This is a genomic window from Pseudoalteromonas sp. S558 (assembly GCF_005886635.1).
Lineage (GTDB): Bacteria > Pseudomonadota > Gammaproteobacteria > Enterobacterales > Alteromonadaceae > Pseudoalteromonas > Pseudoalteromonas aliena.
Genome location: NZ_PNDU01000207.1, coordinates 1 through 1974, shown reverse-complemented (window position 1 = coordinate 1974; position 1974 = coordinate 1). Strand labels below are relative to the sequence as shown.

Genomic DNA, 1974 nt, shown 5'->3' with positions numbered 1-1974 from the left:
GTGTATATTTATAATGATGAGTTTGGGTATTAGAAACTTCGCTTCTCGCCTGAGCAAGCTCTACGCCTACAAGAAATGCGTTCTATTGTTTGCTATTACCTGTAGACGCGCAGCTTGCTGGCGAATAAAAACACCGTTTTTAAATGGTTAAGTAATTAGAAGCTCCCGCTTCTCGCGTGAGCAAGCTCTACGCCTACAGCGATATATTTACCTCAGTGCTATAAAATATAACTTGTTGAACAGCACGTTTTATCTATATTTATAAAAAACCCAATAAATTAAAATTTTATGTATTCCTCTAAAAAATTATTAACAGGGCGATACACCTTAAAAAGCCACTTTTACTCCGTAACAATATAAAAGCATTACCACCGTGAAAATGAATAAGTTTAATTGTTCTAGAGGGAAGGTTTGGCAGCAAGGCTACTTTGAGCATCAACTCAAAAGTGAAGAGGATTTAATTAACCAAGCCCGCTATATTGTTGCAAATCCCTTCTAATTATTGAGTTATTTTAAAAGCTACGTTTTTACACGCAAGCTTCGCGTTTACATGTTAAATTTTCACACTGCCACGCAATGCTTTATTTTGGCCGTGCTTGGTTTTTTTATCCATGCGTTTACGCTGAGAGTTTCGACTTGGTTTGGTAGCTCTTCGAGCCTTGTTTACTACTGTTGCGCTTAAAATAAGATCTTTTAAACGCTTAAGTGCATCATCTCTGTTCAATTCTTGGGTTCGGTGGCTTTGGGCTTTAATGATTAACACGCCATCTTTAGTGATTCTAGAATCTTTTAAAGCGAGTAAGCGTTCTTTGTAAAAGTCAGGTAATTTAGAGCGGTTAATGTCAAAACGTAAATGTATAGCACTTGCTACCTTGTTAACATTTTGACCACCGGCACCTTGAGAGCGAATAGCGGTAAGCTCTAGTTCCCACTCATCAATTGTGACTGTATTTGAAATTGTTAACATTGTATTTAGCTCTCGTTGTTAAAAATGCATTATATCACCTGTACATAGACTTAGGGTGAATCAACTAAAATCCTAGTACTTTCGTTAACTCCCATGAATTGTACTGTAAAATTCGCTAATGTATTGTTTTGTGTTGGCACATGCAGGTATTTAGTTTCTAATTGAACTGCCCTATTTATTTAGGGCTTTATAAAATAGCCCCCGATAATAGGAAATACCCATATGAAAAAAATACTCGTATCACTTAGTTTGTTAGCAATGAGCTTCTCTGGTTTTGCAAAAGACATCACCGAAGGTGATTTACAAAGCTACATGAAAGCACTACCTGCGGTAACAAGCTGGGCGAGCGCTCAAGATTCTTTAAAAGGTATTGATTTAGGAAGCATGTTAGGTGCATCTGCTGATCAAACAACATCAGAGCAAAGTTCGTTAGCTAACAGTGCACTAAGTATGATTAAAGAGTACGACTTGTATAAAAGCTTTGAAGGTGTGACGAGCCGTTACGGTTTTACACCAGAACAGCTAATTACTGTCGGCTCAGAAGTGTCTATGGCTTACATCGAAAACCTTAAGTCGGGTTTATCTGACGAAAACAAAGAAACCGCTAATAAATTAATGGGTGGTTTTCAAAGTATGAAAAGCGTTAAAGACAAAGGCGCTAGCTCGCTAATGGGCTCATTGGGCAATGCATCAAGTGCCGCTAAATCAAGTGAGCCAGTTGTTAGCGAAAGTAATCTTGAGCTTGTGAGTGAATACATGCCGCAACTTAAAAAGCTTTTCGCTCTTTTATAAGCTGTATTGCTTTATATAAAAAGGTGGCATTTGCCGCCTTTTTGGTTTTTACCTATATAATATTTTTTAATAACAGCAAGTGATTACAAAGTTTATGCTTTGCCTTACACCAAACTGCATAAATCTTTGATCAATTTAACGAATTAAATTGCACTATAACGTCGTTAAAAATTTTTTATTTAGAACAACTAGATTCTATATTTTTTGCCTATTTC

General features: G+C 36.6%; 2 protein-coding genes. One reads left to right on the top strand and one right to left on the bottom strand.

From position 1 onward, the window contains the following. Window positions 1-553: 553 nt before the first annotated feature. Window positions 554-967 carry an alternative ribosome rescue aminoacyl-tRNA hydrolase ArfB gene (gene arfB, locus CWB66_RS14405; protein WP_007376712.1) on the bottom strand — a complete coding sequence of 138 codons (414 nt, stop codon included), beginning with the start codon at window positions 965-967 and terminating at the stop codon, window positions 554-556. 222 nt (window positions 968-1189) lie between these two features. Between arfB and CWB66_RS14400 the strand changes: the two genes are divergently transcribed. Then, window positions 1190-1759, top strand: coding sequence for a short-chain dehydrogenase (locus CWB66_RS14400; RefSeq protein ID WP_138585912.1), 570 nt, complete (start codon window positions 1190-1192; stop codon window positions 1757-1759). The last annotated feature ends 215 nt before the right edge of the window (window positions 1760-1974 follow it).

Coding starts and splice junctions, on each gene's coding strand:
- arfB (WP_007376712.1), bottom strand. CDS start 967: ATGTTAACAATTTCAAATACAGTCACAATTGATGAGTGGGAACTAGAG.
- CWB66_RS14400 (WP_138585912.1), top strand. CDS start 1,190: ATGAAAAAAATACTCGTATCACTTAGTTTGTTAGCAATGAGCTTCTCT.